Here is a 26,366-nt window from a genome sequence, read left to right on the forward strand (position 1 = left end):
CGATTCACCTAATATTATGTGCAAGCGTAATTACTTATGAACTATTCTTCTTTTGAATTCGGCGCTAACAATTCCAATAAATTGGCACAGCGCTCTGCAATTTTTTGTGATTTCTTCAAATAACGTAAAACTTTTTCAATTTCTTGTTTATGCTCCTCTGATAATGCTTCTACTATCGAAGGATGCATTAGATAGATATAAATACGATCCAATAGTTTATCACTCATAGCATATTTATATATTTCTTTTATTACATTTTCCTTGCCATAAATAGATGGAATGGACTTATCTCTGTATTTTGCTATAAATTCATATACTATCTCATCTACAGGTACACACACATTATTAATATTTTCTTCATACAATTTAATTAGTTTTCTTATTCTGTTAACCTCTAGCGCATTAGAATTATTTATAGTCTCACATAAATACATTAAATCTAAAATTAACATATTGGCAGTATCTTTGAAATTTACATTCATGTGCAACCTTCCATGTGCAGCTGTATTTCTTAATTCAATAAAATCATACTTAAAGTATTCATGGCATTTGAACCATCTATCTTTTTTCACTATTTCTTCCACTTTTTTATCCAGAGAAGTACGTTCTATTCTGGATGGAGATACTCCTAGCTCAATACAATAATCATATATAATCCCTTCAATTTGAAGTGGTATAATTTGGCAGAATAAATCCATTCTTTCTTCTCTATAAATCTCTATTGCTTGTTTAAGCACTCCTCTCTTATTAAGTACATGATTTCCCTCAATAAGAGATAATATTTTATTGTCTATTTCATTTGCCCTTATATATCTTTCTACCCGTTCTTTAAATGCATCTTTATTAGTAATGTGTAGGTGTTTCAATTCATTCCGTTCCTTCAATGTAATAAATTGAAATTTATAATTTAATCCATCAAACACTGACATTTCATATTCTTCTTCCCTACCTCGAAAAGAATATCGAATCGGTAACATTTGATTGAAACTTCCGGAATTCGAGAAGGTGATTGTTTTACTCCAATCCCTGACTTCTTTATATACACATGAATTTATTTTCTCTATCATATATTCACAAATTTCATCTTTTGCCTTATCAAGTTTTTCTATTAAGTATTGATATTTTTTCTTTTCATACCAGTCAATATTCTTACCCTTCTGTTTCAATTGATATTCTTGTATCATAGAATTTATTTTTTTCAAATCCTTCGCAACAAGAAAAACTTCACGGTTAAAACATTCACAAGGCTCTTTATCCTCTAGAATTTCCATTATTTCATGAGCTACAAATATGTAGATTTCTTCTTTATTTGATAACTTCTCTAATTCACGATCATATCTCTCGCCATATCTCTCACAAATCATTTTAGAAATTTCTTCTTTATTTAATTGCGATACATTAATTCCTAGTTCTTTTTCTAAAAAAAGGCTTGCAAGTTTACTTTTATTAACACTAAAAAATAAACCCTCATCTATTAATTTATATATAGCCTGCTCTGTTCGTTGATTCATAATCGATTCCCCCTACACATACATGTGCACCAAGTAAATGTTATTTTAAAATTTTCTCTTAATATCTTTATCAGTATATTTAATCATACCTTGCTGACTTTTTAGTTTCAATTTGTAATGTTTCTTCTTTTATCGAAAGGAAACATTTTTCCCAAGTTACGCGTATAACGAAAAAAGAGGAAACACCTGTAACAAATAAACTACTTTCGGGAAACTTATTCCTTCTTCGAACACAAAATAGGAAACACTTTTCCCAAGTCGCGCGCGTAAAAAAACGGAAAACAGGAAACATTTTTCTCAAGTCGCGCGCGTAACTAATGACCAAAGGATAAAAAACGTGATTAGTTCAAGGTTTATAGTGATTTCCCTGTTTCCTCTAGCATCGAAACAGGAAACACATTTTCACAAAAGTTGCACATAAGATTTTTTGCAACTTTTTTTTGAGACCTTGTGGCTCAAGGGATTAGCGTGTGTTTCCTCTTTTTAAAAACTCTCTTAAAGGGCACGTTTTTACAAAATTCGTTTTGATATAATCAAAATTGGAATATTTTATAGTCTTTTGGCATATATTTCTGAATTTGCAGAACGGAGGTGAAAAAGATGGGGAAATCATTTGTAATACGAAATCAACGTAGCTTAAATGGGGAAACAACCAATGCTGTGCTAGTAACATTAAAATCTTGGCAAAAATTTGTGGAAACATTTGAAGAGAAATACTACAGCTATAAAGATACATATTTAGAAGATATTCTGCAGCACATGACATATGAAGAACGTATTGCTGACGAAGAAGGCTTTGTCGAAAAAGCCAAGCCATCTTTTTCACGTCGCGCATTGTCTGCACTTGCAGAAAAAACGGGAAGAAAACATAAATTATACGGCATTACGAATGCTGATCTCGAAGTTTTCTTATATCTACATAAGAAATGCTTTACTAATGGTGTCATTCCAAATGTAACAATACATATGATGTGGGAAGATTACAAGCAATATAAAGAAGAATTTGCTTATATCCAACACTCTCAATTCTATATTGCATTAAAGAAATTAAACTTACATAACATTATCTCCATTGAAAACGGAGTAGATGGCCGATATACAATCAAGCTCACTCATTTTATGAATGAGGAAACAGAAAAAGCAAATCCATACGTATATATTAGTCCTGTTGTATTTACCAAGGCTTTCTTTAAGCTATCTGTAGCGGCTAAGAAACTATTCTTAGACATTGCGATGCAACAACATACAGAAACAACATTAAAGCGTTCATTGGACAAGCAGGACGAAAGAGGCAACAAAACTCACTTTGGCGGAATGTATCGTTTCTTACATAAAAAGTATCCGCATCAAATCCGTGCCGTTATCGACGAATTAACAACAACATTACCATGTACGGGGAATCCTCTATTCAAAATTTGCAAAATGCAAAAAGGGGTAAAGCATACAAAACGATATACAACCTTATATTTATCTATTCATTCGGACTTTCTATGTACAAAAGAATCTGGAGAAGAGCAACACAGGGATCCATTTACACCAAAAACTACCTATGCTCGTAAGGCGAAGTTTATAGAAGCAGTTCTACAGGAGATGAATATTGGTGAACTGTCTGCAGACATGAATAAATTCATTCATGTACTAAAGCATACTTGTCATCGTCAAATCCGCAGTGTCATTCGTGGACTTCGTGATATGGTTGATCGAAAAGAAGGATATCCAACGAAAATTGTATATACATTGAAAAAACTATTACATCAAACATCTCAATATCAAATCCTTGATGCTGCAGCGAAAGAAGGTATCTACCCTCTTATTGCGCAACATATACCAAAAGAGAGAAATAGTGACCGTGAGCAAGCTGTCTTTAATTTCGGTTTACATTATTCTATGTACTCTCTACACAACATTAAGAAGATGTTTAAAAATGTGCATGCACTACTGAAGCAGAAGTTTGCGGTACCTGTGACGGAAGAATCTTATCACCGTAATTATCTAAAATACCAAGAAGAAACGTTATTTAGAAAATATGCATATGATCAGGGGGTTAATCTCCATGCATATATCGCTTTAGAAATTGAAATGCGTGAAAAGCTAAAAGTTCGTGGTCATAAAGAACGCACGATTCCAAGTGATGTGCGCGAATGGTTCATCGAGGCAATTGATAAGCTGCCACAAGAAAAACTTCGTGTTATTGAGCTACCAAAGCAGTTTCATTTACTAGAGTTTATGCGTACCTTCGAACGTTTAGTACGTGCTGGAGTAACAATAACAGCTCCAGATCAGGTGCTAACCGCAATGGAAATAAAATAATAGCAAAGAGCTCTCTATTTTTGAAAAACACAAAAGTAGAGGGCTATTCGTGTTTGTCTGATTAGTAACACCTTCCTACTACTCTATTTATAAATACCAAATCGAAAGAACTTCATGTAAAATGGAGTCTTTTTTTATGCATTTTTATACAAATTCGATTCTATCAATACATAACTCTCCACATAATACTAGAGTGTATGCTTCTACTGTATGAAAACCTATCTCATAATACCTACAAAAAATCAAAAGGAAAATTATAAAAATAGTGGATATGAGGACAAAAAGGATCCAATGTGGATATAATCTTTCTAAAATCATTGTAATTACTAATGTTGTTGTATTTATCTAATAAAAATCATCAATAATAATGTGAGTTATGTGTAAATACTGAGTAATGTTAACAAATAGCCGCCTAATCTGAATGAAATGTGGATAATTAGAGGATTAATACCAAATTTATCACTAAAATAAGTAAAATAACTTCTGTTTACAAGGTTGAATATATATAATGCGATTGGTATCAAATTCTTTCCGATTTCATGTAGAAATATAGTATATTCTTTCTGCTTTTTTGTAGAATTAAAAGTCTAATAATCCTTGAATCTACGGATACTTTTTCTGTCATTTATGATTTTATATGTTCTTATATCAAGTTTCCCCTTGCAGGAGTAAGTCTAGCCTCTATTTTGAATTAACCTATAAAAGTTTTATCTTTATTTCTTTTTAATATATAAGATATATATTTATAATAGATTTTAATCTTATTAACAACAAACACTGTCTAAAGCATCAATTCAAGTTTCCGTAAGTAGACGAAAAAGGCGCTTTCCTGAACGAAAACGCCTTACTAAAAATTCTATATTTACCTGTGAAAAAGTTCTAAAACAAATGGAATGATGGTCATATTCGCAATTGATTAAGGGTATTGAATCAACTTATGATTAACGATAAAATCGCCAAATGTATTAAAAAACACAGTATTTACCTACCATAATTAAAATGCTTTGTTTGTTCAATAAGATAATTTGATATATCTATATTGGTGCCATTCCGCAAGAGGAATTCCACTAAATCTTGTTTTTGAAGAACAGGATTAATAACGGCTCCATCTAACTGACTTAGAATCTGAACAATATCATGATGTGAAAACCCTTTGATTGTTTTAAAAAGCTCTGCATCACGTTTCTTTCGTTCAGCTGATTCTTCATGATACCCAGTATTTAACGGTTCTTCAAATAGTTTCTCAAGCGTAAAGCGAAGGTTTAATTCGCCCGCCCAACCGAAGTTCAATCCAAGCGGCAGTGATGCACAGTTTCCATTATTTATCCTACCGAATAAGAACGCATCTGTTGGAGTTGGCAGATAGCCGCTAATGACATTCGGTAGTGTATTACAGGCAATTGACATACCAACACCACTACTACATCCAGTGACGACAAAATCAATTGCACCTGAATTTAATAGTAGCCCCACTGCTAAGGACACTTGAATATAGCTTAACTCGGATTCTTCAACTGTAACACCAAAATTAAACACTTCATATCCATGCTCCGCCACAGCCCTTTTTGTCTCTTCAAAAATCAGTTCATTTTTGCTAGTTTGGGTACTTGCTTGTATTACAGCTATCTTCATTTTCACACGCCCTTTCGATTTAATTATCACACAAACCGAAAGTCAAAAGAAGATAAAAAAGACAGAAGCAATCTTGCACGTCAGCGATACTAGAAATAGACTTCGCCTTTGGTAGCAAGAATCCCACTGACGTTAGTCAGCTTGTGGATTTATCCGTGGGGAGTGTCAAAACATATATTATTTCTCAACTTAACTAAATAGAATTAAATTACTAATAATGGTAATATAAAGGTGGCTTCAGTTGTTAACTGTCATTCCTTTTTGAAAAGCCCTGTCTTTCATAACAGGGCTTTTACATTTTCTCAACTACAAATAGCTTCATAAATAAAACAATAATAAATCTAAAACTCCAATAAGCTTTAAAATTTCACATACGATTTTACATTTCAAAATCCTTTTCTAACGAATTCAAAATTTTTCAGGCATACAGCTATCAATCAATGTTTTTTATTCGTATAGTAAATTCTTTATAAATCCTCAATTTCATTTCACATCAGTATTAAGGTGAAATGAAATTGGAATAAAGAAAAAAAACCTTGCATTCCTACAAAATTGCAAGGTTTTTCGCTAAGTTCCAGTGCAGCCTTTCTATTAACCACCAGTGTTTCCATTTGAGTATTGCGTCACTTCTTGTGTTACTATTGAAGTTTCTTTTTGAATATTTGCACTCGCTAAACTAAAAATAGGAGTGCTCGTATTTATTTTCGTCTATTCCTTTTCTGGCCAAATTTTCGCGTTTGATTCTAATAACCACTTGTGGTCTTCCTCCATGATACGATCATTCCATGGGTTATTCTCAAGGTGCCGAATCATCCAACAAAAATACATTGCATATCCAGGTGCAGTTGCTTGTGGGTGGTCTAGCTCACCTGGAATTGTAATAAAGCTATTATGTACAACGCGATAAGCGTCCTCACCTACCATTGCACATCCAAATCCCTGTGGCTTGTTAAAGCGATAATAATATACCTCCGGTTGATCATGGTGATGCGGTGGATAACTGGACCATCTCCCTGGATAAGAAATAACTTCTCCTACAACCATGTTAGAATATGCTGCATTGTTATAGTCAAAAATTGTACGAATAACACGCTGCGCTGTTCCCTCCCATACGCCTTCTCCAGCTACAACACTTTGACACTCATTTGGATTATACAACTTGGACGCAAATTCCTGGTCATTATCTGTTTTTTGAACAAGCACTTCACTATCTGAAAGAGCAGTAATTGTAACCTTCACATTTTTAGCCACATGTAAACACCAAGGGTTTTCTTCAAACACAGACTGTCTTTGAATAACTTGTTCCATTCCTTCCCACTCTAGACGTATTGTCCCTTCTAGTAAAAGTACTGCCGTTTCATTTTTATTATCAAATAGCAACTCTTCTTTTCCATTAGACATCTTATATATGCCTATATCCATTAACATATCACTGCATTGACCGTTCATTTCTGTTAATACATTATAGCCTTCATTTAATTCACCTAATTTTCCTAACATGATGTTCTCCCCCTTTTTTTAATGGCTACTTTATTATTCTCTACCTTTGTCAGCTAACTAAATTATGAGTTTCTTCTATTATTTAATGAAGAAAGCTTTTCTGATTATGCTTTGTTTTCACTTCCGAATATGAGCATATGATTTTTAACGTTTTCGTATACGGCCTCAATTACATCTTGATGATACGTAAAGTAATCTGAATAAGGAGTATTTAGGGCAGCAGTGTTAACCGCAGCAATTACATTCTGAAACGTCGCTGTTGCTACATTAATTTTTCGAACACCATGTTGAATACATTGCTTGAAATCCTCTGGGCTAATGCCAGACCCACCATGTAATACTAAAGGAATATCGACTATCCCATTAATCTCCTGCAAGCGGTCTAATCGTAAATCAGGGTCTCCATTGTACATCCCGTGCGCATTTCCAATCGCAACAGCTAACGCATCAACATCTGTTTCTTCTGCAAATCTTTTTGCTTCTTTAGTACTTGTCAGCATCATTTCAATATCTTCTGATCCGTCCTCACTACCACCTACTCTGCCAATCTCAGCCTCTACTGTCGCTCCGTACTGTTTCGCAAGCTCCACAACTTCTTTTGTCCTTTGGATATTCTCTTCTAACGCATAGTGAGAGCCATCAAACATAACCGAACTAAAACCAATTTCTAATGTCTCTTTAATTTTTTCAAACGTCATACCGTGATCAAAGTGAACTGCTACTGGAACAGTTGCTTTTTTCGCTGCAGCTACCATCAAAGGGCCAATCATATGAATTGGCGAATGATTCAAACGAACTTCCGCAATTTGTAGAATAAGCGGCGAATGTAACTCTTCTGCTGCTTGAATAGCTCCCATTACCATTTCCATATTAGCGACACTGAAAGCTCCAACCCCATATTTCTCTTGATTTGCCTTTATTAAAATATCTTTCATTTGAACTAATGGCATTACATACTCACCTATTTCAATATTATTTATTAAATGTAAAATCAACCTTCTCGTCTTTTTATTCCTTTTGTAAAAAAGACCTGTTGATTGTCATATCATTAACTTAGGGATAATCTCAAAATGCGGGAATTAAAGACCTGCTTTTTCTTGTATAAATTTTCGAGCTTTTAATGCGTATTCAAAAGGATTCGCTAAAGCTGGGTCTTGCTCTGCTTCTACCACAAACCATCCTTTATACTCAGAGTTCGCAAGGGTAGTAAACACTTCATCAAATACAATTACGCCATCTCCAGGAACTGTAAATGCACCATTCTTCACTGCCTGTAAGAAGCTTAAATTGTTTTCCTTTACAGCATCTACTACTTCCTGGCGAATATCTTTTAAATGTACATGTTTAATACGAGGTAAATATTTTTTCAAAACATAAAGCGGCTCTTCTCCTGAAAAAACAAGATGACCTGTATCAAAAAGTAGGGATATAAGCTCTGGATTCGTCATATCCATTAACTTTTCAATTTCTGCCGTTGTTTGAACACCCGTACCCATATGGTGATGGTATACAATATGCAGCCCCTTTTCCTGAGCTAATTTACCGAGATGATGTAACCCATCCGCTAGCTTGTCCCACTCTTCTTCTGTAAAAACAGGCTTATTTTTAAATAGTGGTACATCTATTAAACCTTGAATACTATGCCCTTGCTCTGAAACAACGATGACTTTTGCACCCATGTCATGCAAGAAATCCCTATGCTTAATAAATTCTTCTACCGTCTCTTCAATCGGCTTCGTTGTTAAAAACGTACTAAACCATGCACTAGCAATCTCCAAGTTTCGTAATTCCAAAGATTTTTTTAATACAACTGTATTTCTCGGGTATTTATTCCCTACTTCACTTCCATTAAATCCAGCTAGTGCCATCTCACTAATACATTGTTCAAACGTATTTTCTGCTCCTAGCTCCGGCATATCATCATTTGTCCAAGCAATTGGTGCAATTCCAAGCTTAATTGTATTTTCTTTGAACATCCCCTTGTCTCTCCTCTTTACAAAATGTGATAGAAACTTGCCAACTTCTCTTATCTGATTGTTAAAAAGAGAACTTCCTAGACAATATGCATGTAGATAAAAGCTCTCTTTGTGTCCTAATCTAATATGACCTTGCCTGTTGCAAGTTACTTACTTTACTCTCATACGCAGCTTGTACACTTTGACTTTTAGATACTTCTGCAACACCTACATGCCACCATGACTCGTATCCATTTGTCATTGTTTTTGGTAATACTTTAATATCAATTAATGTAGAAATTGTTTGTTTTTTCGCATCTATAAGTGCTTCCCGTAATTGTTTTAGTGATGTAACATGATAGGTTTTCACACCATATCCAGCTGCGCTAGCTGCAAAATCAATTTTCATAATTGCCCCGTCTAATTTACAAGTTTCCTGGTTTCGATAGCGAAACTCTGTTCCAAAGCTCCCCATTCCATTGCCCATTTGTAAGTTATTAATGCAACCAAATCCGGAGTTATCAAACAATAAGACGTTAATTTTTTTGTTTTCTTGGAGACTTGTGACAAGCTCAGAATGAAGCATCTGGTAACTACCATCCCCTACCATTGCATATACTTCCTTCGATGGTTCAGCTATCTTTGCACCTAGTGCGCCCGCAACCTCATAACCCATGCAAGAGTATCCATACTCCATGTGATATGTATTTGGTTTTCTTGATGCCCACATTCTTTGTAAGTCACCCGGAAGACTTCCTGCCGCGCCAACAATAATTGCATCTTCATCAATTAATGTATTGATTTGTCCAATGACCGTAGTCTGTGTTAATTCTGTACCAAGTGCGTCTACATACTCATTTAAATTCTCATCGAAATGACCTTCAACTTCCGGCGTGAAACCTTGACCTGTAAAGCGAATATTATGTAGACGTGCTAATTCTGTTTCCCAAGCCTCTTTTGCATCAGTGATTTCTACTGTGTAACTAGATTGATACTCAATCGATTGCAGTTCATCTATTAGAGCAAGAAGTGTTTCTTTTGCATCTGCTATCACCTTCAATGCATCAAGTTTGTTCGCATGGAATTCCGAAATGTTGATGTTTAAAAACTCAACCTCTTTATTCTGGAACAATTGCTTAGATGCCGTTGTAAAATCAGTAAATCTTGTCCCGATTCCAATAACAAGATCGGCTTCCTTTGCAATTGTATTAGCTGCTAAATTTCCAGTTACCCCAATGCCGCCAAGATTATATAGGTGGCTACTTTCAATCGCACTTTTCCCAGCTTGCGTTTCTCCAAATGGAATGCGGAATGTTTCAGCAAACTGTTTGAATTCCTCTGCCGCTTCTGCGTATCTTATACCACCACCGCAAATCATAATTGGCTTTTTCTTTTTCTTAATCATTTCTACCGCATCCGCTAAACTGGCTTTTGTAGGTAGACGACGTTCAATACGATGAACACGCTTTTGGAAGAAGTAACTTGGAAAATCCCAAGCTTCCCCTTGGACATCTTGTGGTAAACAAATTGTTACAGCACCTGTATCTGCCGGATTCGTTAAAACACGCATGGCTTGAATCATAGCTGTCATCAATTGCTCAGGACGATTCACCCGGTCCCAATACTTACTTACCGCACGGAAAGCATCATTCGTAGAAATAGATAAGTCATGTGTTTGTTCAATTTGTTGAAGAACAGGATCAGGTTGTCTTGTTGCAAATACATCACCTGGAAGTAGTAAAACGGGAATATTATTTGCAGAAGCTGTTGCAGCAGAGGTAATCATATTTGCTGATCCAGGACCAACAGAAGAAGTACATGCCATAATTTGTTTTCTGTGTTTTTGTTTTGCAAACGCCATCGCAGCATTTGCCATTCCTTGCTCATTTCTCCCTTGATATACTTCTAATTCCCCAGCGTCTTCTTCTAAAGCTTGACCAAGGCCTACTACATTTCCATGACCAAAAATCGTAAAGATTCCCTTAATAAACTTTTGTTGTTCTCCATCAAACTCTACGTATTGCTGATTCAAAAATTTCACCAAAGCTTGTGCCGTCGTCATTCTAACAGTTTGCATATTGTTTGCTCCTTTCTATCTCTATCAGTCATTCTACATATGAAAAAGGAGTATCAGGAATTTGATAGACTCCTAATACTTCCTTCTTATGTTTTACTACCTTCCTTACTTTCGCTTCCAAGCACCTAGAGAGATTCTACTTCTCTCTTCATGATTACTTTTCCCAACGAGATGTAAGCATTTTCTTTCTAGTATAAAACTCAACGCCGTCAGTACCGTTCGCATGAAGATCTCCATAGAAAGAATCTTTCCAGCCAGAGAACGGGAAGAATGCCATCGGTGCTGGAACCCCAACATTCACACCTAACATGCCGGATTCAATTGTTTCACGGAATTGACGTACACTTGCCCCGCTATCTGTATAAATACAAGCTCCATTTGCAAAGCGAGACTCATTTGCGATTTCAATCGCTTCATCTAATGATTTCACACGAACAATCGATAAAACAGGAGCAAAAATCTCATCTTGCCAGATTTTCATTTCTTTTGTAACATGGTCAAAAATTGTTGGACCAACGAAGTAGCCAGCTCCTTTTACAGCTGTATCTTCTCGTCCATCACGAACCAATGTAGCGCCCTGCTCTACACCTGAATCGATGTAACCAATTGTGCGCTCTTTATGGTTATCACGAATAACTGGTCCTAAAAATACATCTTCATCAAGACCATTTCCGATGACAATTTTGTTCGCTTCTTCTACTAGTTTTCCAACTAATTGATCTGCAATTTCTTCTTCTACTGTTACAACAGATGCAGCCATACAACGCTCACCAGCTGAACCGAATGCAGCACTAATAATTTGCTTTGTTGCTAGTTCAAGATTCGCATCATTTAATACAATGGAATGGTTTTTCGCACCTGCTAATGCTTGCACGCGTTTTAAGTTTTCTGTTCCCTTTTTGTATACATATTCTGCGACAGGCTGAGAACCTACAAATGAAATTGCCTTCACTAATTTATGTTCCAGAAGACCGTTTACTACATCGTGAGCGCCATTTACGATATTTAATACACCTTTTGGTAAGCCTGCTTCTTCAGCTAATTCTGCTAATCTTGCTGCTAGAAGTGGTGTACGCTCTGAAGGTTTTAATACAAATGTATTACCACAAGCAATTGCAAGTGGGAACATCCAGCATGGAACCATCATTGGGAAGTTAAAAGGTGTAATGCCGCCTATAACACCAATTGGGTAACGATACATACCCGACTCAATACCTGTTGCAATATCAGGTAGCTGTTTTCCCATCATTAATGTAGGAGCACCTGCAGCAAATTCCACACACTCAATACCACGAAGAACTTCACCGTAAGCCTCGTTATAACTTTTTCCGTTTTCAATCGTAATCAGTTTCGCTAACTCTTCCCAGTTATCTACTAATAATTGTTGATATTTAAATAGAATACGAGCGCGTTTTGGTACAGCAGTTTTAGACCAAGATTTGAATGCCTCATTTGCTACTAATACAGCTTGTTCAACATCTACTTTTGTTGAAAGTGGTACCTGGGCAATTACTTCCCCTGTTGCTGGATTGTATACAGCTTCCATCTTAGTTGAAATAGATTCTACCCATTCGCCGCCAATGTAGTTTTTTACAATTTGTGCTGTTTGTACTGTCATATTCATTCTCTCCCTTTTATGTAATGTAGAAGCGTCCAATAGGATACGCCCTTGCTTAATTAATGGTTTATGATGTTTCTATACAATTTCCTCAGCCGTTTCCATGAATGCAGAAATCTCTGCCCTTGTTGGCATTGCATCCGAACAGCTATGTTTAGAAATAACAATCGAAGCAGAAGCACCACCTAATCGCATCGCTTGAGGGATTTCAAGCCCTTGCATTAAGCCATAAATAAATGCAGAAGCATACGAGTCGCCAGCGCCAAACGTCTTTAACACCTTTGTTTTAAAGATACCGCCTCTGTGAGATTGACCGTCTCTCGTATAAGCGATTGACCCATCCCCGCCATGTTTAATTACAACGATTTTCGCATGATGAGAAAACCATCTTTCAGCCGTAACTTGGTCATTAGATTTTTCATAGTTTAATAGTTTTTCCATCATATCGAATTCTTCACGCGTTCCAATAATGACATCAGATTTTTCAGCTGCTAGATTGTAATACACAGCCGTTTCAGCTTCTGACTGCCATGTATAAGGGCGGTAATCCACATCAAAAAATACGACTACATCATGCTTACGCGCATATTCTAGTGCTAAAAATACCGCTTCGCGAGAAGGACTTTTCGCTAAAGCCGTTCCTGAAATTAAGAGAGCTTTTGATTGTTTAATATAGTCCTCAGAAACTTCTGTTGGATCAAGATTTAAATCTGCGACATTGTCACGGTACATTAAAATACTGCAATCTTCAGGGCTTTTAATTTCTGTAAAAGCTAGACCTGTCACCGCACCTGTACGATCGATACGTATCCGATCTGTATTAATATTGTTATCCTTTAAGTATCCTGTAATAAAGCGGCCCATTTGATCATCGGAAACTTTACCGATAAATCCTGTCTGTAAGCCAAGACGCGCCGCACCAATTGCGATATTCGCAGGAGAACCTCCCACATACTTAGTAAATGTTCTTGTTTCTTCCATAGGACGTTGTGTTTCGTTGGCATTTAAATCAACGCATAAACGTCCAACTGCAACTAGGTCTAATGGACAATCTTCTTTAAAAATAAGTGGATTCATTGTTTCTACCTCCCATGCTTTATGAAAGAGTGCATGACATAGTTCATATTTTTATAAACTTACTATTCATTACTCTTTATCTATCTAGAAGTAAGCGCTCTCTTTATTAATTTAATGCAGGCTGTTTATGTTCAATTTGAACAGGTTTTCCAGTTAGTAATGATTCCTTCGCAGCTTTCGCAATTCGTTCTGCTTGTAACCCATCATTACCACTGCAAATAACAGCTTGTCCTTCTATAATTGACTTTGTAAATTGTGTTACTTCCTCAATGTAAGCTTGCGTGTAGCGCTCTAAGAAGAAATAAAGCGGCTTGTCTTTTACAACACCTTCTGTTTTTGAAACTTGTACTGTTGTCGGACAGCAATTATCCGCAGCAACCGCGCCTTTTTCACCAAACACTTCAACACGCTGGTCATATCCATAAACAGCTTGGCGGCTATTATCAATGACCCCCAAAGCTCCATTCGCAAATTTTAATGTGACAATTGCTGTATCAACATCATTTACTTCCTGAATGGATGGATCAATTAATGTTGTGCCATATGCAAATACTTCAACGACTTCACTATTCATCACATAACGAGCCATATCAAAATCATGAATCATCATATCCATAAACAATCCACCTGAAGAGCGAACATACTCTATACTTGGTGGTTGTGGATCTCTAGACGTAATTTTTAAAATATGTGGGTGTCCCACTTCTCCTTGTTGAATAAGATCATAGACTTTCCTGAAGTTAGGATCGAAACGACGATTAAAACCTACTTGAAGAGATACCCCTTGTTCTTTTACTACTTCTAATGCATCTAATGTTTCTTCTACTGAGAAACTAACAGGCTTTTCGCAGAAAATATGTTTTTTCGCAAGAGCTGCTTCTTTTATAATTTGCGCATGTGTATTTGTTGGTGAACAAATACAGACAGCATCAATTTCTGGATCTGCTAATAAATCCTGATAGTTTGTAGTCAGAGTGGAAATCCCTTTATCCTCGGCCCACTTTTCTAGATGACTAATCACAACATCTGAAACCGCTTTAATTTTTACTTGTGGCATCAGCTGCAAGTTATCTACATGCAGTTTCCCTATTCGTCCAGCACCAATAATTCCAATCGTTAAAACATTCATATGATTTCTCCCTCTTTATTTAAATTTAAGAAAAAAATGAAAGTCTATAAGGTTTAGCACATCAAATTAAGTTAAGCGCTTTCCCTATTTTTCTTCATTATACACACTTGATTCTAAATTGAAAACATTTTTATTTTTTCGAATACTCTTCTTTTCATCCGAATTTCAAATTTCGTAAGTAAACGTACTACGTCCATATACAAATTAATAATTAGAAACAAATAATCTAAACAACTACAAAAATAATCTTTTAAAATACTGATATAACAAAGGAAACGAAGCCTTTTAAAGGCCAAACTCCCATCTATAAGGTATTCCTTTCTTTTCATACTCACTATTATTTTATTGTCCGATAAGTAAATAGAATGCCCCTATAAAAGAAAGTTGTAAATTGTCAAAAAAATTCATTGACGGTCTTAAAATGTAAGCGTATACTTTTTTTATCAAAAAATAATTAAGCGCTTAACCAAAAAAACTTATCGGTGGTGGGAGAATGAACGCTATTAGTTCAAGCAAAACATTTATAGACAGGATTGGTATCCCTTCTAATTTAACTTGGGGATACATAGGAATTATTGTTTTTATGATTGGGGATGGTTTAGAACAAGGATGGTTATCCCCTTATCTCGTTGAGAGAGGCCTAACGCTAGAACATGCTGCATTTTTGTTTACTATTTACGGAATAACTGTATCTGCTTCTTCTTGGTTTTCAGGGGTATTTGTACAAATGTGGGGACCAAGAAAAGTCATGACGTTTGGTTTAGTATCATTCATTTTAGGTTCAATCGGGTTCATAGGTATAGGAATTCAACATATGAATTATCCCGTAATATTAATTTGTTATGCCCTACGAGGGTTCGGTTATCCTTTATTTGCTTATTCTTTTCTAGTTTGGGTATCTTACAGTACTCCTCAGCAAATGCTTTCAAGAGCAGTTGGCTGGTTCTGGTTCGTATTCCAGCTAGGGCTTAGTGTTATAGGAGCCTTTTATTCTAGCTATATGGTTCCTAAAATCGGGGAAATCGCTACATTATGGAGCGCTTTAATTTTTGTTGTCATCGGGGGATTGTTCTCAATTGTTGTAAATAAGGATAGATTTAAAGCACAAACCGTAAGCGCTAACAAATCAAGTGAGTTACTAAAAGGCATTACCATCGCATTTGAAAATCCTAAGGTTGGTATAGGCGGTATTGTAAAAATTATAAATTCAGCCGCTCAGTTTGGATTTGTTGTTTTCCTTCCTACCTATATGATGAAATATAATTTTACGATGACGGAATGGCTTCAAATTTGGGGTACTCTATTCTTTGTAAATATGGTATTTAATATTATTTTTGGTATTGTTGGAGACAAGTTTGGTTGGGTAAATACAATTAAATGGTTCGGAGGAGTCGGTTGCGGCATTGTAACTCTTGCACTCTATTATGTACCACAAATGGTAGGACATAATTATTGGGCTATATTATTTGTTGCATGTTGCTACGGAGCAACACTTGCTGGTTATGTACCTCTTACAGCATTAGTTCCATCTTTATCTCCTGAAAATAAAGGAGCTGCAATGTCTGTCTTAAATTTAGGTTCAGGATTATCAGCATTCGTTGGGCCATTAGTTGTAACTGCATTCATTGGCCCATTAGGAGTAGGCGGCGTGATGTGGATCTTTGCTGGTTTGTACTTCTTTGGTGCATTTTTAACTCATTTCCTTACTATTCCAAAGGAAAATGAGATGAATCAGGATTTAAATACGAAAAGCGGCGAGCAATTCTCAGTATAAACTCTAAATAAAAAGAAGGTCATCATAACTGCACATGGTTACGATGACCTTCTTTTCGTTACATTCAAATAGGCTATTAAAAACGCTATCATGTAATATCCTTTACTGAGGATCGCTCTACTAATTGAGGAATAATAGTAATTTTTTGCTTAGCATGTTCCTTCATTTCCATCGTTTTTAAGAGTTGTTCAAACGTACAAGCTGCCATTTGTGTAATTGGCTGTTCAATCGTCGTTAACCCAGGATCTGCAATCTCAGCATAAATTGTATTATCAAATCCGATAATTGATAAATCTTCCGGAATTGAAAGTCCTTGTTTTCTTGCTTCATTCATAAGGCATATAGCAATTAAATCAGTACAAGCGAAAACTGCTGTAGGTCTGTTAGGCAAATTAAGTAGTTCTTTACTTGCACGTTTGCTATCTTCTACTGTCGAATAACAGCTTATGATGGCATCATCATCTAACGAAATCCCTGCATCCGTAAGAGCCTGTTTGAAACCATTCAGTCTTCCTAAGCTACTTTTTCGATCCTTCTCCATCATAATCGTTAAAGATGTATGGCCTTTCTGCGTCAGATAATTCCCAGCTAAATAACCGCCCCTCATATCATCAGTTGTCACAACATGAGTCGTGATGGAAGGATGATCTACAGTGAATAAAACAAGTGGCAAATCTCGGTTCACGATTTTTTTAACAAGTTTATAATCATTTAGTTCCGTCGCAATAATAATGCCATCTACTTGCTTTTTAAATAATAAATCAATGTATTCGTGCTCACGTTTTGTTTGATGGTCCGTACTACATAAAATGAGTGTATACCCTGATTCTCGTGCACTATTTTCAAAAGCTCTTGCTACTTCTGCAAAAAATGGATTTGAGATATCTGGGACAAGTACCCCAATCGTATATGTTTTTTTACCTGTTAACGCTGCTGCTACACTACTTGGCTGATAATCTAATTCGTCCATTACCTGATTTACTTTGTTTATTGTTTTTTCACTAATACGCCCTGTTTGATTAATTACCTTAGATACAGTCGCTATTGATACACCTGCTTTTTCCGCAACATCATAAATTGTTGGTTTCACTTTAATTGTCCCTTCTTAATCATCTTTTTCTATATTTTATCATAAATATATTTTGCTTCTTGGTACACAAATGGAATTCTTTTAAAATTTGTAAGTATTTCTATCTTATAGCGTAATGCTTCATATTTACGAATTAATCTACCTTTATGAAACACCTGTAGAAAAAATTTGATTAATTTACTTAATAGACATTTAATATCCACATGCAAGGCTCATTAAAACCAGAGCATGCAGGAACGTTCATGGTTCTTTCTACCATTTACACCAACTCACAATAATTTCTAATCAATTATTGTAATTCCTAATATTAAGATGTAAAATAACATTATCTTATATGCGCTTAAGATAGATCGGAATAAGAAAAGGAACCCTTCTGGGTTCCTTTTTCTATGCAAAATAAAAAATCATCCCATTTAGATGCTCTCTGCACTTATTCTTTCTATATAACACTAATTCCTATTGCCCTAAGGATACCTCATACAATACATACTAACCCTACTCATATATAAAACTCTAGTAACCCAAAATGTCCAAGTATCATACATAGAATTAAGCCTATAGGATATACAAAGACTTCTTTCCAATTTATCCATTCATATAGGGGAGATAGTTATACGATGATTAAAACTCCTAATACAATTAAAACAACACACTTTCTTCAAATTCAATCCTTTTTGCTTATCCTTTTATTGTCTCGATAATTGAAACCATTCATTTCCCCTAGAGCTGAGCAGTTAGTTCATTCTAACTGCTCTTTTTATTTTTTATCGTCACCCTTCCATTGTACCTCCATATGTTGTATAGAAATATCTCCTTCTAAATTGTCATTGATGCCTCTTTCAAGTCCTAATACACACCTTAAAAAGAGCACTTTTAAAAAGTGCTCTTTTTACTTTGCATGTCACTCATCCTACAATGAATTGAGATTTTAACCTACGAATAATTTATGTAATTATTTCCAATACTAAGAATAGATTGGTAACAGCCAATCTGTATCCATGATGAATCTCTGATTTTCTTGAATTCTCCCTGAGGCAAGGCGGCTATTTTTTATAGTTGCCTTTCTTGTATGAATTTTGAACTACCCCCACTTTCACTTTGTTTAGAAGTGAGGGATTCCTAAGTAAAGAGTTCTATCGAACTCTAATTGATTAGGCTAACCCCGCAGTCCTTGCGGTTAGAAGCCTTATTGCTTCATTCTTTAAATTGATACTTGCGTTAATATCCCTATCATGGTGTGTACGACAAGAAGGACAGTCCCATTTACGTAGGTTTAGATTTTTAACGTCTTTATTTTGATATCCACAACAAGAACATAATTGTCTGGAAGCGAATGTTTTCGATACGACAATGACTTGTTTGCCATACCATTTTGCTTTATATTCCAACATGGTTCGAAACTGTGACCATGATACCTCACTAATTGCTTTTGCTAACTTGTGATTCTTTAGCATATTCGATACTTGCAAATCCTCTATACCGATAACATCGTGGTTTTTGATGATTTCAGTTGAGATTTTATCCAAGTAATCTTTTCTAGCATTTGATATGTACTCATGAATTCTAGCTACTTTTACTCGTTGTTTATTCCAGCGAGAAGATCCTTTCATTCTTCTAGAAAGAACACGCTGTGCTTTCGCCAACTTATCTTCTAATGATCGGAAAAACTTCGGATTTTCATAGGGTGTTCCATCTGACAAAATAGCGAAATCTTTTAGTCCTACATCTATTCCAATGTCAGAATGTGTTTTCGGAAGTTCTTGTACTTCTGTTTCAACTAATAGTGACACAAAATATCTGCCAGAAGGGTTCCGTCTAACGGTCGCATTTACAATACGTCCCTCTACTTCGCGGCTTTTGGCAAATCGAACAAGGCCTAGTTTCGGCAACTTTATTTTGTTCCCTACAACGGCTATGTTTTCATTTGTTTGTTTTGTGGTATAAGATTGTACGTTGTTCTTCTTAGATTTAAAGCGCGGTGCGCTGTTTTGTTTTTTGAAAAAGCGCGTATAAGCATCCGCAAGGTTGCGAACAGACGACTGAATCGCAATACTATCCACTTCTTTTAGCCAAACAAACGCTTTCTTCATGGCAGGTAGTTTGGCAGAGCATGTACCATAGGTCAAGCCTTGTCCTGTCTCTTTGTATGCGTGATCCCATAAGGATAGGAAATGATTGAATACAAAGCGGGAACAACCAATCGTTTTGTTGATTCGAATTGCTTGTGCCTGATTTGGATAGATACGAAATTTATAGGCTTTATTAATCATCATTTCATTCACCTCCATTTCGGTATATAACTATTATAAACCAAACGTACATTCGATAGATAGTAAAGTAACACTTTCTATATGTCGAACAATTAAGATGGCTTCCTGCCACCCCTTGTTCGAAGCCAATTCAGCTCCCACCTACTCACTGGGCTGTGACCCTTCACGCTCCTTGAGGAAGGAGTCTTCTTGGCTAAAATGATAAAAAATATGTTATATAACTATAAAAACTCTACCAAATTATTAAAGGAATCTCCTTCCCCCTATCGAATTATTGTAGAGGAAAGGAGAGGAATACATGGAAATTCTAGGATTAGATCCTCGCGCATTAGCGACTTTAGGTGCACTTGAATACACCAATCGTCGCAATAAATTAATCGAAGACTCGGAGAATAACATATACGAGTGTAAAGAAATAAAAGAAATACTTCAATCACTTCCTAAAGAGAAGCAGATTGAGGTTCTTGAGAATCAAGCTCACTTTGAAGCTGTGGCAAAGATGATTGAACAAAACAATTTAATTCTTTTAGAACAGATGAAAGCTCTACAGCTAATTCAGAAATAACAAACTTATGATTGATTAATTCTACATATACTTCCATAAATAATGTGTCTTTATTTATACCATCAGCCTCTATTTTTATAGGGGCTTTTGTTATGCGTTGATTCATATTTTGAATTTGAATGGCTTGCTACTTCTTTTCCCTTCATATCAAAAGCCTTTAAGCTAATTTTGCTCATTTTAGGTTAGAGCTATCTTGTTAGTTTATTTGTATATTTCTGACCTTTTAATCTGACCATTTCCACGAATCACATATTATGAATAGTTGAATTTAATGTATCTAATTCCTTTTATTATCAGAATAAGCCTTTACAACAACTATTTATTATTTTTTATTTCATTAATTTTATAATTTCTTTAATACACTTACCATTATCCATGGTTATATCTGATTTTCATTTAAAACCCTTATTTGTAAGTTTATACCTATATATCATGTTAAATTGTGTGTGGCAAGATAAACCAAGCTGTTAAATTTAATTATTGTTAGGTAGTTTCTACGGTATGATATTATCACACAATTAGTTATACATATAAAAAAGGTTTCCTGCCTTGTAACAGGAAACCTTTTATGTATTATTAACCTACAAACCTAAAATTTCAACAATCTGACGTGCCTTAGCATTATCTATGTAATAATGCATCTCTAACCCTCTTCTTTCTGAACGGAGCACGGTTCCCCTCAATTTTGATAGATGTTGTGAAACAGTGGATTGGGGGAGTCTTAATATTTCCGTTAACTGTGTAACATTACACATTTTATGGTGCATTAATTCATTTACAATTTGTAATCGAACAGGATGTGCCATTACTTTTAATACATCTACATCGTCTTCGTGGATTTCAGCTAGATTTCTTTCAGATATTAATGTTATCATTTCGCATTCTCCTTTATTATTAATTTCTATTTTCCTTTTATTCTTATAATTAATACTTATAGCTGATTACCATTTGTCCTGTTGAGAAAATATATTCTCTTTTTAAAACAAAAAGGACACTAATTCATTAAAACGTTTTTTAGCGCTTTAATGAATTGATGCCCTCTAATTTTTTGACCAGAATATATCTTGTTTTAAAAGCTATTTCCAATTCCCTTTTCTCACATCTAGTGAAAAATTTGTATTTTCTTTAAAATCCATATTAAGAATATTCTTCAAATCCTGAAAGCATAAGTTTGCGGCAAGCTTATGCTTTCTATCACATTCCATACCAATCAAGATAGTTAATACCATTAATGTAGTACTAACTATCTTAATTAAATATTAGTAATAGTAAGTCTAAATATTATCAATTAACTTTATGGTACATGTATGTAAAAATAATAACATGATAAGCTTTTTCAAATTTTTCTCCTTGTAAAGATTTGAAAATAGCATTTCATTACTCTCCTTACTGTTAATATGCCTAGAAAAAGAACCCCATAGGGTTCTTTTTCTGTTCATTCCCTAAAGTCCCATATTAATAAAAAAAGAAGAGGAATATATCCTCTCTTCACCAATAAAATCGAACATCTTTACACTTAAGGAAGGGCATACATTCATCAAGAGATGAAATGAACAATAATAGTTCACCTAGTGAATTATAACATAAACCAAATTCCATTAATAGATAATATTAACATTTATGGAATAATTGTGACAGAATTGTTAAGTATCTTAATATTAAAAGGCTTTATATGTATGTAAATTGAAAATGGATAGTGTAAGGATAAAATATAAGGGGGATATATCATGTTTAACAAAAAACAAACATTCGTAACAACGGTAACAGCTTTAACACTAGGATGTGGATTTACATTCGGATTAACACCGGCCTTTGCAGATTCTAACAAGATTTCCGCCAACAATATTCCTGTTCATTCTATTCAGAACCAAGAACAAGAACCTTTTACTGGATATGTCATTTCAGTAGAGAACAATTATTTAGTAGTTGCAGCTATGCCTACAAAAGATGAAGCTCTTGCTTATCAACATGATTGGTGGGATCTAGTTTCTCAAAATAAGATTTTAAGAGTTCCTGTTTCAGATGATGAAAACTACACATTAGGTGAGAAATTAAATGTATATGCAGCTGCATGGACTAAATCCCTACCACCAATAGCTGTTATGCCTACAATTGAAAAAGTATTTCAGTAGGTAATGTTTCCAATGATTTAGCTATCCCATATAAAAAGGAGTCAAATAGCGACTCCTTTTTATATTCTTTTTTTACCTTTCCCTAGATTCCTTACCTTCTCATACCCCTAATATTTAATAACATGCCTCTTTCTCACTAGCTAATACAATTTTCATCTTAGGAATTATTCATCGTATTATTTATTTGAATCCTTATTATAGTTTTAAAAAATATCCATTATAAAAAACGTATCCCTACCTACATTCACCTATACAAATTTAAGAAATAAATAATTTAAAAAGAAAAATACTACAACAAAGAATATCCATTTGTTTCTTTTCATTGGTTTTCAAGCATGTTGTATATAAGAAAATAAGGCAATACCTGACATGGTAAATAAAAAAATGATAATAATCAATTATCTGCAATACCCCCTCCATACAAAAATAAGAAGTCTCTTTTTAAGAGACTTCTTATTTCTAATACAAACGACATACATAGGGTAAATATACACAATATTATCAGGATGGTTTGCTTTGTTACTCCTTTAGCATAACACACAATATCTCATTTTTGTTCAATAATCCCAATTCATAAAACTTTATCAACATTAAAATATTTCATTTAAAGTAAACGAACAAAAATAAACTCAACGAAATATTCACTTATAAAACCAACGTATATAAAAAAACAGCTACAATTTCTTCTAAGAATATTCTAAATCTCAGATAGATTATCTTATAGCGCCACCTTATGTATGCAGAATTACATATCAAACCATATTGAAAATCATTCTCATTGTAACTATAATGGTTTCAGGGGGGTAGATATTTTCACTTCCTTTTCAAATCTCAAAATATATTAAAGGAGGAACTAGCATTATGAAAAAAGCTATTTTAGCAGGAGCACTAGGAATTGCAGTACTATCAGGTATGAATTTACCAGGAGCAGAGGCACCAAAAGCGAGTGCGGCAACTACGAATTTAGAAATTCAAGAAGTTACAAAATATTACTCTATGAATTCCTATGAAGTTTCTCAAAAAGAATCATTTAATCTTAGTAAAGGGGAAGAACTTACAGTCTTTGTACAAAATTCCGGGTTCCCAATTTCTTATACAATCTTTGATGCAGATAATCAAGTAATTGGCACATACAATGCTAATTCACCATATGGTCGCGTATTCAAAGCACAAAAAGACGGTAATATTTCTGTTCAATTTCAAGCAGGAGTAAATTCTTCTTACATGAAGAAAATGAATTTCACAGCTAAATTTGCAGTTTCTAAGCTTAACCAACAATAAAAAATGTAACGATCCTCTTTAAAAGCAAATTAAAAAGGTATATCCCTTCAATGGGATATACCTTTAACTTTAGTGAATTTTATATTGACCAGATAACTGCTCTTGCGCCATACGAACTAAACGTTTCGTAATCTCTCCACCTACTGAACCATTTGCTCGTGATGTTGAATCTGGTCCAAGTGTAACGCCAAACTCCTGAGCAATTTCATACTTCATTTGCTCAATTGCACTTGCTGCCGCTGCTATTAAGATTTCGTTTGAATTATTATTTTCGCGAATTTGCATTTTTTAAACACCTCCGTTGAATTTGGTAATATCATGCTCTATTTCCAACAAAATATGTAAAAAAATTATTCGTTTAGCTATTTTACATATATACCTAAGCTTTCATCTCTTATGTGGGAATAAATAAAGGTATAGGTCATACTCTATACCTACACCTTCTCCTATCCTACTTACTTTTGAATTCTCCTATTAACCCCTGTAACTCTTGCGAGAGCCAATTTAAAGAATTTGCTAACTCTGCAATATCTTGTACATATAGTTCTTGCTCTTTCATACTTGTCTCCACATTACTACTGCTATTCACATATGTATTTGCAATGTGTGATAATTCATTTACAAACTGAACAATTGTTTGATTATCTTTTAGAATGTCACTTGAATTATTCGAATTCGCTTTAATTTGATTTGTAACAGATTGTGCAGATTCTGAAATCTTTTCAAAGAAAGCACCACTACTTTGAACAAGTGTTATTCCTGATTCAACTTCCTTTGAACTCTTCTGTATGGATTTTACAGCTCTCTCTGCTTCAGCCTGGGTTTCACCAATTAATTTAGCTATATCCCTTGCAGATGCCTCGGTTCTTTCCGCTAATATACGTACCTCGTCCGCGACACCTGAAAATTCTTCTCCCATCTCTCCAGCACATGAGGATTCAGTAGAAGCATTTAAAGCTAATGAATTTGTTTGATTTGAAATGGTTGTAATTACAGTAAGAATTTCATGAATTTCCTTAGATCGTACTTCTAATGCATAAATACTAGAAGATACATCCTGAACTGTATCTTTGATTCTTTTCATTTGATTCACGATTTGCTTAATCAAATCTTTTCCCTCTACAGAATGCTGGTCCATGTCTTCCAAAGCATTGCCAACTTGTTTTGCAGCTCCTTTAATTTCTTTCATCTTACTTTCCATTTCTTGAACAATCCCTAAACATTTTTGCACTACATATTCATGAGAATGTGTTCCTAAATTTAATCCTGTAATAGCACTTGCAATTTCTTTAAAGGCTATGCTATTCTCTTTTGTACTTACCGACAATTCCTGTGAAGATGTCGACACCTGTTCAGCGGTCTGCCTTACTTTATCTATAATACTATTAAACTTTTTAATAGTATTATTAAAATAGATATTAGTTATTCCTATATCATCAGATCTTTCATTCAATTTAATACTTAAATCTCCTTCACCAACTTTACGTAACCCTTCTTGTAAATCCTTTAAAGGCGATAGAGAGTTTCGTGAGATAAATATTTGAATTGTAATTGCGATTGTTAATGATATTATAAAAAATAGTAAACCTTGTATCATAAATTGTTTCTTTGTAAGAGGAATAATAGAAGCATCCAAATCCGCTGCAACAATTGCAATTATATTTTTATTTTCATCTGTAACTGGCTCTAAAATTGTTACCCAGAACCCTAATTCATCTTCATACACTTCTGTCATTTGTGCCTGTTTTGTTTGTATTACTTTATCATATGTTTTCATCCAATAAGTAGGCTGCTCATAATATTCACCTGGTTTTACAGAAACAGTATTTGCTAATTTTGTATCCAAAGCTACTATTTGTAATTCAGCTTTATCATTTAGCTTGGCTCCTGTAACATATGTTTGCCCAACACTTTTCATATCTTTTATAGCTTTATCTAATTGCTCTGTCAATTTTTCTTTCTTCACTCTTTGTTCCGTGGGGTCTTTTGCTACATCTCTCACTATTTCTACATCTAATTGATTTATTACTGTATCTCCTGTTTCAAAAGACTGCCTCTCAAATATAGACATCATACTACTTTGAAACATATTAAAACTTAACGCTCCCATACTTCCAACAAGGGTCAGAATTACTAATACCGTTAGTAATACATTTTTTTGAAGCAACGATAGCTTATGCCAATATTTTTTCATTAACATCACCTTTCTTAATTTCTGGAATAAAACTAAAGCAAGGAGTAATACCTTTTAAAAAACTTTTTTCTTTTATCTTGATTGTTTCACTATATTCATAGCAATATTTAAGGACTCCGAACGTTTATGTACGTATAACCAAAAACATGCAATTTTTATAAGCATTAAAATACAGCTAATTTTTAGCTCTCCCTTATATAACAATACTAAAGATATGATAGCCATCACATCTATAAATAATAATGCTAAAG

Annotated in this window: 19 protein-coding genes; 5 read left to right on the forward strand and 14 right to left on the reverse strand. The window is 34.5% G+C overall.

The genetic code is table 11. The features are described from left to right. Positions 1-41 precede the first annotated feature (41 nt). Positions 42-1,511 (reverse strand): hypothetical protein, encoded by a 1,470-nt coding sequence (locus tag AU379_RS23915; RefSeq protein ID WP_061139826.1) that lies wholly within the window; start codon positions 1,509-1,511, stop codon positions 42-44. 600 nt (positions 1,512-2,111) lie between these two features. On the opposite strand from AU379_RS23915, the gene AU379_RS23920 reads away from it, so the two are divergent. Continuing rightward, positions 2,112-3,821, forward strand: a complete 1,710-nt coding sequence (locus tag AU379_RS23920) for a hypothetical protein (RefSeq protein ID WP_061139827.1) — start codon at positions 2,112-2,114, stop codon at positions 3,819-3,821. A gap of 981 nt (positions 3,822-4,802) precedes the next feature. Here AU379_RS23920 and AU379_RS23925 read toward each other — a convergent pair. From AU379_RS23925 to iolG, 8 genes are all read right to left on the reverse strand, one after another. After that, complete coding sequence (locus AU379_RS23925; RefSeq protein ID WP_061139828.1) at positions 4,803-5,453, reverse strand: RpiB/LacA/LacB family sugar-phosphate isomerase; 651 nt, start codon at positions 5,451-5,453, stop codon at positions 4,803-4,805. A gap of 708 nt (positions 5,454-6,161) precedes the next feature. Continuing rightward, positions 6,162-6,953 carry a 5-deoxy-glucuronate isomerase gene (locus AU379_RS23930; protein WP_061139829.1) on the reverse strand — a complete coding sequence of 264 codons (792 nt, stop codon included), beginning with the start codon at positions 6,951-6,953 and terminating at the stop codon, positions 6,162-6,164. A gap of 104 nt (positions 6,954-7,057) precedes the next feature. Further along, on the reverse strand, positions 7,058-7,903 hold the full coding sequence (locus tag AU379_RS23935; protein ID WP_061139830.1) for a class II fructose-bisphosphate aldolase: 846 nt from the start codon (positions 7,901-7,903) through the stop codon (positions 7,058-7,060). Between the two features lie 129 nt (positions 7,904-8,032). Next, positions 8,033-8,929, reverse strand: coding sequence for a myo-inosose-2 dehydratase (gene iolE / locus AU379_RS23940; RefSeq protein WP_061139831.1), 897 nt, complete (start codon positions 8,927-8,929; stop codon positions 8,033-8,035). Between the two features lie 121 nt (positions 8,930-9,050). Beyond that, positions 9,051-10,985, reverse strand: coding sequence for a 3D-(3,5/4)-trihydroxycyclohexane-1,2-dione acylhydrolase (decyclizing) (gene iolD / locus AU379_RS23945; protein WP_061139832.1), 1,935 nt, complete (start codon positions 10,983-10,985; stop codon positions 9,051-9,053). Positions 10,986-11,139: 154 nt separating this feature from the next. Next, positions 11,140-12,603: a CoA-acylating methylmalonate-semialdehyde dehydrogenase gene (locus AU379_RS23950; protein WP_061139833.1), complete on the reverse strand. Its 1,464-nt coding sequence runs from the start codon at positions 12,601-12,603 to the stop codon at positions 11,140-11,142. Positions 12,604-12,681: 78 nt separating this feature from the next. Continuing rightward, positions 12,682-13,680: a 5-dehydro-2-deoxygluconokinase gene (gene iolC, locus AU379_RS23955; RefSeq protein ID WP_061139834.1), complete on the reverse strand. Its 999-nt coding sequence runs from the start codon at positions 13,678-13,680 to the stop codon at positions 12,682-12,684. A gap of 106 nt (positions 13,681-13,786) precedes the next feature. Further along, on the reverse strand, positions 13,787-14,809 hold the full coding sequence (iolG, locus tag AU379_RS23960; RefSeq protein WP_061139835.1) for an inositol 2-dehydrogenase: 1,023 nt from the start codon (positions 14,807-14,809) through the stop codon (positions 13,787-13,789). 493 nt (positions 14,810-15,302) lie between these two features. Between iolG and AU379_RS23965 the strand changes: the two genes are divergently transcribed. Then, positions 15,303-16,583, forward strand: coding sequence for an MFS transporter (locus AU379_RS23965; protein ID WP_061139836.1), 1,281 nt, complete (start codon positions 15,303-15,305; stop codon positions 16,581-16,583). An 88-nt stretch (positions 16,584-16,671) separates the two neighbouring features. Here the strand turns inward: AU379_RS23965 and AU379_RS23970 are convergent, their stop codons facing one another. Further along, complete coding sequence (locus AU379_RS23970; RefSeq protein WP_061139837.1) at positions 16,672-17,673, reverse strand: LacI family DNA-binding transcriptional regulator; 1,002 nt, start codon at positions 17,671-17,673, stop codon at positions 16,672-16,674. Between the two features lie 1,151 nt (positions 17,674-18,824). After that, positions 18,825-19,946, reverse strand: a complete 1,122-nt coding sequence (gene tnpB / locus AU379_RS23975) for an IS200/IS605 family element RNA-guided endonuclease TnpB (protein WP_061139838.1) — start codon at positions 19,944-19,946, stop codon at positions 18,825-18,827. Between the two features lie 295 nt (positions 19,947-20,241). Here tnpB and AU379_RS31055 point away from each other — a divergent pair, with 295 nt between their 5' ends. After that, positions 20,242-20,508, forward strand: a complete 267-nt coding sequence (locus AU379_RS31055; protein ID WP_000404243.1) for a hypothetical protein — start codon at positions 20,242-20,244, stop codon at positions 20,506-20,508. Between the two features lie 581 nt (positions 20,509-21,089). On the opposite strand, the gene AU379_RS23985 is transcribed toward AU379_RS31055, so the two are convergent. Next, positions 21,090-21,383 (reverse strand): metalloregulator ArsR/SmtB family transcription factor, encoded by a 294-nt coding sequence (locus AU379_RS23985; protein ID WP_061139839.1) that lies wholly within the window; start codon positions 21,381-21,383, stop codon positions 21,090-21,092. 852 nt (positions 21,384-22,235) lie between these two features. On the opposite strand from AU379_RS23985, the gene AU379_RS23990 reads away from it, so the two are divergent. Both AU379_RS23990 and AU379_RS23995 read left to right on the forward strand, forming a co-directional pair. Beyond that, complete coding sequence (locus AU379_RS23990) at positions 22,236-22,640, forward strand: DUF3221 domain-containing protein (RefSeq protein ID WP_061139840.1); 405 nt, start codon at positions 22,236-22,238, stop codon at positions 22,638-22,640. Positions 22,641-23,501: 861 nt separating this feature from the next. Beyond that, a complete protein-coding gene (locus tag AU379_RS23995) occupies positions 23,502-23,921 on the forward strand; it encodes a hypothetical protein (RefSeq protein ID WP_061139841.1) in 420 nt (139 codons plus the stop codon). 69 nt (positions 23,922-23,990) lie between these two features. Here AU379_RS23995 and AU379_RS24000 read toward each other — a convergent pair whose 3' ends face one another. Continuing rightward, positions 23,991-24,206, reverse strand: coding sequence for an alpha/beta-type small acid-soluble spore protein (locus AU379_RS24000; protein ID WP_001167049.1), 216 nt, complete (start codon positions 24,204-24,206; stop codon positions 23,991-23,993). Positions 24,207-24,372: 166 nt separating this feature from the next. Further along, the gene (locus AU379_RS24005; RefSeq protein ID WP_061139842.1) at positions 24,373-26,115 is read right to left on the reverse strand and encodes a methyl-accepting chemotaxis protein; all 1,743 of its coding nucleotides are present in this window, start codon (positions 26,113-26,115) and stop codon (positions 24,373-24,375) included. Between the last annotated feature and the right edge of the window lie 251 nt (positions 26,116-26,366).

The organism is Bacillus sp. JH7 (assembly GCF_001563515.1).
Classification (GTDB): Bacteria; Bacillota; Bacilli; order Bacillales; family Bacillaceae_G; genus Bacillus_A; species Bacillus_A cereus.

Coding starts and splice junctions, on each gene's coding strand:
- iolD (WP_061139832.1), bottom strand. CDS start 10,985: ATGCAAACTGTTAGAATGACGACGGCACAAGCTTTGGTGAAATTTTTG.
- iolC (WP_061139834.1), bottom strand. CDS start 13,680: ATGAATCCACTTATTTTTAAAGAAGATTGTCCATTAGACCTAGTTGCA.
- AU379_RS23915 (WP_061139826.1), bottom strand. CDS start 1,511: ATGAATCAACGAACAGAGCAGGCTATATATAAATTAATAGATGAGGGT.
- AU379_RS23930 (WP_061139829.1), bottom strand. CDS start 6,953: ATGTTAGGAAAATTAGGTGAATTAAATGAAGGCTATAATGTATTAACA.
- AU379_RS23920 (WP_061139827.1), top strand. CDS start 2,112: ATGGGGAAATCATTTGTAATACGAAATCAACGTAGCTTAAATGGGGAA.
- AU379_RS23925 (WP_061139828.1), bottom strand. CDS start 5,453: ATGAAGATAGCTGTAATACAAGCAAGTACCCAAACTAGCAAAAATGAA.
- AU379_RS24000 (WP_001167049.1), bottom strand. CDS start 24,206: ATGCAAATTCGCGAAAATAATAATTCAAACGAAATCTTAATAGCAGCG.
- AU379_RS23990 (WP_061139840.1), top strand. CDS start 22,236: ATGTTTAACAAAAAACAAACATTCGTAACAACGGTAACAGCTTTAACA.
- AU379_RS24005 (WP_061139842.1), bottom strand. CDS start 26,115: ATGAAAAAATATTGGCATAAGCTATCGTTGCTTCAAAAAAATGTATTA.
- AU379_RS23950 (WP_061139833.1), bottom strand. CDS start 12,603: ATGACAGTACAAACAGCACAAATTGTAAAAAACTACATTGGCGGCGAA.
- tnpB (WP_061139838.1), bottom strand. CDS start 19,946: ATGATGATTAATAAAGCCTATAAATTTCGTATCTATCCAAATCAGGCA.
- iolG (WP_061139835.1), bottom strand. CDS start 14,809: ATGAATGTTTTAACGATTGGAATTATTGGTGCTGGACGAATAGGGAAA.
- AU379_RS23985 (WP_061139839.1), bottom strand. CDS start 21,383: ATGATAACATTAATATCTGAAAGAAATCTAGCTGAAATCCACGAAGAC.
- AU379_RS31055 (WP_000404243.1), top strand. CDS start 20,242: ATGGAAATTCTAGGATTAGATCCTCGCGCATTAGCGACTTTAGGTGCA.
- AU379_RS23935 (WP_061139830.1), bottom strand. CDS start 7,903: ATGCCATTAGTTCAAATGAAAGATATTTTAATAAAGGCAAATCAAGAG.
- AU379_RS23995 (WP_061139841.1), top strand. CDS start 23,502: ATGAAAAAAGCTATTTTAGCAGGAGCACTAGGAATTGCAGTACTATCA.
- AU379_RS23965 (WP_061139836.1), top strand. CDS start 15,303: ATGAACGCTATTAGTTCAAGCAAAACATTTATAGACAGGATTGGTATC.
- iolE (WP_061139831.1), bottom strand. CDS start 8,929: ATGTTCAAAGAAAATACAATTAAGCTTGGAATTGCACCAATTGCTTGG.